The following is a 4,864-nucleotide window of genomic DNA, read 5'->3' as shown; positions in this document are numbered from 1 at the left end:
AGCCACCGGCAGACTCCGCACCCGGCGGCGCCCCGGACCGTCCGTCCCGCGACCGTGCTCTGCCCGCGACCCCTTCCCGTGCCTCGTCCCGCGGGCCCCGGGGTGCGAGCCGGTCCGACCCGGCGCCGGCTGCGAGGGCCGCGTACGAGGACGGCGACGACACCGACCCCGACGACCCCGACCTGGTGGCGTCCGGGTTGGTCGGGGTGCCCCTCGTGGCTCAGCTGCTCGGCGGCGTGGTGGTGGAGGAGGTCGTCGAGGACGTCACCTGAGGTGACTCAGCCGTCCCGGTGCTGGCGCGGGGGCCGTGCCCACATCGCCCACATGGTGGGTCCCGGCCGGCCCGGGGCGTTGACCTGCCGTTGCCCGGTGATCTGGAACCCGAGGCGGTGGTAGAAGGTCAGTGCGCGGGGGTTGGTGGTCTCCAGGTGCACGCCCGTGCCGGCGTCCAGCGACCGGCGCAGGCCTCGCGCCATCACCCGCCGGCCCAGGCCACGGCCCTGCAGCTCGGGGTCCACCGCCAGGAAGTGCAGGTAGGTGTGGGGTTGGGTGGGGGCCAGCTCGTGGATCGCCCGTAACCCGTGGGCGACCTCGACCGTGCGCTCGGGCCCGATCAGGAGCGTGAGCAGCCCGCCGATGGTGGGCAGCGTCCCGGTGGCGGGCGCGCCGGTCGAGGGTCGCCACACGGCGACGGCCTGGACGGGGGCGCCGGGTCCCTCTCCCCGCAGCACCTCGACCTCGCCGACCGCCTGGTCGTGCTCCACGAACAGGCCGAGCCATGCCGCGACGGCGTCCGGTCGGGTGGCCGCGTCGGGGAACACCCACTCCATGAGGGGGTCGTCGTGGAACGCGCGAGCCAGCAGGGTGCGGACCTTCCGGACATCTGCTCCCATGCGTGGTCAGCGTACGCGCCCCCCGCGCGACACCGTTCGACCGGCGTGTGCACCGCGCGGGAACGGGGCCGTCCCGGCGTCGTGCACCCCCTAGGCTGAGGGGGTGTACGAGGGTGCGGTCCAGGACCTGATCGACGAGCTCGGGCGGTTGCCCGGGGTCGGTCCCAAGAGCGCGCAGCGCATCGCGTTCCACCTGCTCGCGGCCGACCCGGCGGACGTCCGTCGCCTGGCCGACGCCCTGGTCGAGGTCAAGGCCCGGGTCCAGTTCTGCACCGTGTGCGGCAACGTCTCCCAGGAGGAGCTGTGCCGGGTGTGCCGTGACCCGCGCCGGGTACCGAGCGTCATCTGCGTGGTCGAGGAGCCCAAGGACGTGGTCGCGATCGAGCGGACGCGGGAGTTCCGGGGCAGGTACCACGTGCTCGGCGGGGCCATCAACCCGATCGACAACGTGGGCCCGGACGACCTGCGGATCTCCGAGCTGATGGGCCGGTTGGCCGACGGGACGGTGACCGAGGTGATCCTCGCGACCGACCCGAACGTCGAGGGCGAAGCGACCTCGACCTACCTCGCCCGGCTCCTGGTCCCCATGGGGCTGCGGGTCACCCGGTTGGCCTCGGGCCTGCCGGTCGGGGGAGACCTGGAGTATGCCGATGAGGTCACGCTGGGGCGGGCCTTCGAGGGACGGAGGCAGATCAGTGCCTGACACACCTGACACACCTGACACTGCTGACACTGCGGCGCGGGGGGCCGACGAGCCGGAGGTCCCCACGCAGCACGACGCACCGCACCCGACGGCGGCCCCCGCGGATCTCCGCGAGGTCGCCGACACGGTCGCGGACGAGACCCGGGCCTTCATGACGACGGTCACGGAGGTCGCGGCGGGCACCAACCCGGATGCCGCGATCCCGTTGCTCCTGCTCGCGGTGTCCGACGTCCTGGCCGCCGGCGCGCGTCTGGGAGCGATGGTCGACGTGGTGCCGCCGGAGCGTTTCGAGCCCGACACGGGGCCCGACGCGGACCTGGACCCGTTGCGGGCGGCCCTGGGCAACGTCCTGGAGGGGATCGACGACTACACCGAGGTCGACGACCCGGTCCTGGGGGCGGACGTCGTGACGTCGTCGTTGTCCTCCGACCTGGTGCTGATGGTCGGTGCGCTGGACCAGGGCTGGCGCCACTACGAGGCCGGCCGGGTGCTGGAGGCGCTGTGGTGGTGGCAGTTCTCCTACCTGTCCAACTGGGGTGAGCGGGCCTCGGCGGTGCTGCGGGTGCTGCAGACGGTGCTGGCGCACGTGCGACTGGACGTGGACGACGAGGTCGCCGCCGACGCGGAGTTCCAGGCGCTGCACCCCTGAGGGACCGGCCGGGCCGTACCCCGCGGTCAGGCGACCCGGGTGCCCTTGGGCAGGCGCCGCTGGGGGATGCCGAGCCGCCGGATCGCGAACGCCACGGAACCCAGCCCGAGCAGCAGGTGGGCGCCCAGGCCCCACGGCCACGCGGGGCTGAGGGCGTCGACGTCCTCGTAGTCGCGGGCGTTCGCCTCGGCGATCTCGGACCCGTCGTCGCACCCCCACTCGACCTCGACGTCCGCAGGGCCGAGGCGGGCGACGCGCACGCCGTAGCGGATCAGTGACATCGGGTCTCTGGGGCCAATGAAGCCGTCGTCGGACGACGCGGAGGGCATCGCGTCGGCGACCACGACGAACGGGTTGATGGCGAGCAGCCACCACGTCCGGTCGGTGTGGGAGACCCACCGGGTCTCCTCGCGCAGGGTGCACTCCCCGTGCTCGTAGTGCCACGTCCCGTCGGCGTCCTGCCACTCGTAGGCGGTCTGCGGGTTCTCGCGGTAGACCTGGCGCGTCTCGCTGCCGCTGACCAGTCCCAACGTGAGCCCGAACACCACCAGCGACAGGGCGGTGAGGCTGGCCACGGTCACGTAGGTCAGGACGGCCGAGCCCGCGGTGCGGGCCGTGAGCGCAGAGAACCCGAGCCCGACGGCGCAGACCACCGCCAGGGTCACGGCGAGCAGCAGCAGGGTCACCAGCACGGCGACCACAGGGGTGTCGCCCATGAGGAACGCCCACAGCAGGAACGGCACCGACACCGCCAGGAACGCCAGGGACGCGACCCAGGAGGCGACGAGCTTGCCGACGACGATCTCTGCCGCGCTCAGCAACGTGACCTGCAGGGTGGCGAGCGTCCCGGCGTTCCGGTCCCCGTTGATCGCTGTGGCCGAGAGGGTCGGTGAGACGAGCAGCCCGAGGAACAGGACGAAGAACACGATGAACCCGAACATCATCTGACCGGCGTGCAGGACGGCGGGGCCCGCGCTGATCGCGACGAGGTACGTCAGGGTCGTCACGCCCCCCACCAGCAGACCGAACACCACCAGGCTGACGATCCACCGGGTCGAGCGGATGCGCTGCCGCAGCTCGAGGGTGGCGACGGTGCGCACACCGTGCCAGGTCAGGCCCCAGGTGCCGGGCGCGGGTGGGGTGGGGGCGGGGTCGGTGACGAGGGTCCCGGGTGCCGGGTCGCTGGTCGGTCCGGTGCTCATCGGCGTTCTTCCTCCAGGGCCAGGTACGCGGACTCCAGGGCCCCGGACGCCGGCGCCAGGGACGTGACCGGCACCTCGGCGGCGACGGCGGTGCGCAGCAGCTGGGCGGCCTCGGTCTCGCCGTCGAGGTCCACCACGACGCTGCCGGGTCGTTCGGCGCCGGAGTCGGCCGGTGGCGCGAACTCCACCTCGGGGACCACCGAGGCGGCCTCGGCGGGGGTGAGGGTTCCGCCGGGCCGCCGGGCACCCGCGGTGTCGTCGTCGGCGCGCCAGGGGACCCCCACCGTGTCCAGGTGGGTGACGAGGGCGGGCAGCGACAGGGACCGGATGCGCCACGGGCGGCGGGCGGCGCCGGCCGTGGACCTGCTCTCGGTGGCGACGCTGCGCCCGCCCGAGAGGAACACGGCTTCGTCGGCCATCTCGTCCAGCTCGACCAGCACGTGGCTGGACACCAGGACGGTCTTGCCCTGCGCAGCCAGGCGGCGCACGAGGACTCTCAGGTCCACCCGCGACCGCGGGTCCAGCCCCGACGCGGGCTCGTCCAGCAGCAGCACCTGGGGGTCGTGGACCAGGGCGCGGGCCAGGCCCAGCCGCTGCTTCTGCCCGCGGGACAGCACGTGCGCGGGCCGGTCGGCCAGGTCGGCCAGGTGCACCAGCTCCAGCAGCTCGGCGGCCCGGCTCCGAGCGGCGTAGGGCGACAGCCGGTACGCGGCGCCCACGGTGGTGAGAACCTCACGTGCGGTCAGGGAGTCCCAGGTGCCGAACGCGTCGGGCATCCACCCGGTGACGGCCCGGGCACCGGGACCGGCGGCCGGGTCGTGGCCCGCGATCCGGACGGTGCCGGCGTCGGGGGCGAGCAGGCCGGCGAGGACGAGCAGCAGCGTCGTCTTGCCGGACCCGTTGGGTCCGATGAGTGCGGTGACGGCTCCGGGCCGTGCGTCGAGGTCGATGCCGTCGACCGCGCGGACGTTCCCGAAGTGTCGCCGCACGCCCTGCGCGGTGATCGACATGTGCTGAACCTAGAGGAGGCCGTCGGCGTTGCCCAGCACTGCCGAGAGCGCGTCCCAGCGGTGGATCTCGCACCCGTCGGTGTAGCGGAACGTGGCGTCGACGGCGGTGCCGTCCAGGGTGCCGGTGACGGTGGCCGTCTGGGGCCCGCCCCACTGCTGGGTGCACATCGCGTCGGCGGGCACGGGCGCCAGGCCTTCGGTCCCGACCTGGGCGAGCTGGGCGCACGCGGCCTCGGGGTCGGGGTGGTCCCCGCCGGGGGGGTCGCAGGTCAGGGTCCAGGTGGTGGTGGCGCCCTCGCCGGTGGGGTCGACGGTGATCGTCAGGGACGTCTCGCCGTCGGCGGGGGCGTCGTCGGGGTCGGTCGGCTCGACGGTGGGGTCGGGGGCGTCCCCGTCGGCGCCGGGGG

Annotated in this window: 7 protein-coding genes; 3 read left to right on the top strand and 4 right to left on the bottom strand. The window is 73.9% G+C overall.

The window, feature by feature from the left end; genetic code table 11:
* Positions 1-272: hypothetical protein (locus N869_RS17885; protein ID WP_035062274.1), on the top strand; the 272-nt coding region annotated here is incomplete at its 5' end.
* A gap of 6 nt (positions 273-278) precedes the next feature.
* Here N869_RS17885 and N869_RS12890 read toward each other — a convergent pair.
* Positions 279-893, bottom strand: a complete 615-nt coding sequence (locus N869_RS12890) for a GNAT family N-acetyltransferase (RefSeq protein WP_052105529.1) — start codon at positions 891-893, stop codon at positions 279-281.
* A gap of 103 nt (positions 894-996) precedes the next feature.
* On the opposite strand from N869_RS12890, the gene recR reads away from it, so the two are divergent.
* Together recR and N869_RS12880 are read left to right on the top strand one after the other, a co-directional pair.
* On the top strand, positions 997-1,596 hold the full coding sequence (gene recR, locus N869_RS12885; RefSeq protein ID WP_035062273.1) for a recombination mediator RecR: 600 nt from the start codon (positions 997-999) through the stop codon (positions 1,594-1,596).
* Positions 1,538-2,245: a DUF5063 domain-containing protein gene (locus tag N869_RS12880; protein WP_408606365.1), complete on the top strand. Its 708-nt coding sequence runs from the start codon at positions 1,538-1,540 to the stop codon at positions 2,243-2,245. The genes recR and N869_RS12880 overlap by 59 nt, the downstream gene beginning before the upstream one ends.
* Before the next feature lie 26 nt (positions 2,246-2,271).
* Here the strand turns inward: N869_RS12880 and N869_RS12875 are convergent, their stop codons facing one another.
* From N869_RS12875 to N869_RS12865, 3 genes are all read right to left on the bottom strand, one after another.
* Positions 2,272-3,447 carry an ABC transporter permease gene (locus N869_RS12875; RefSeq protein WP_052105528.1) on the bottom strand — a complete coding sequence of 392 codons (1,176 nt, stop codon included), beginning with the start codon at positions 3,445-3,447 and terminating at the stop codon, positions 2,272-2,274.
* The gene (locus N869_RS12870; protein ID WP_035062272.1) at positions 3,444-4,457 is read right to left on the bottom strand and encodes an ABC transporter ATP-binding protein; all 1,014 of its coding nucleotides are present in this window, start codon (positions 4,455-4,457) and stop codon (positions 3,444-3,446) included. The genes N869_RS12875 and N869_RS12870 overlap by 4 nt, the downstream gene beginning before the upstream one ends.
* Before the next feature lie 9 nt (positions 4,458-4,466).
* Positions 4,467-4,864 (bottom strand): SSI family serine proteinase inhibitor (locus tag N869_RS12865; RefSeq protein ID WP_232229730.1); only part of this gene is annotated, 398 nt, incomplete at its 5' end.

The organism is Cellulomonas bogoriensis 69B4 = DSM 16987 (assembly GCF_000767165.1).
GTDB lineage: Bacteria > Actinomycetota > Actinomycetes > Actinomycetales > Cellulomonadaceae > Actinotalea > Actinotalea bogoriensis.
Note: the sequence above shows the minus strand (reverse complement) of the source record. Positions and strands in the feature narration are given on the sequence as shown.

Excerpts from the sequence above, each read along its gene's own strand:
- N869_RS12890 (WP_052105529.1), bottom strand. The coding sequence starts at position 893 with ATGGGAGCAGATGTCCGGAAGGTCCGCACCCTGCTGGCTCGCGCGTTC.
- N869_RS12880 (WP_408606365.1), top strand. The coding sequence starts at position 1,538 with ATGCCGATGAGGTCACGCTGGGGCGGGCCTTCGAGGGACGGAGGCAGA.
- N869_RS12875 (WP_052105528.1), bottom strand. The coding sequence starts at position 3,447 with ATGAGCACCGGACCGACCAGCGACCCGGCACCCGGGACCCTCGTCACC.
- N869_RS12870 (WP_035062272.1), bottom strand. The coding sequence starts at position 4,457 with ATGTCGATCACCGCGCAGGGCGTGCGGCGACACTTCGGGAACGTCCGC.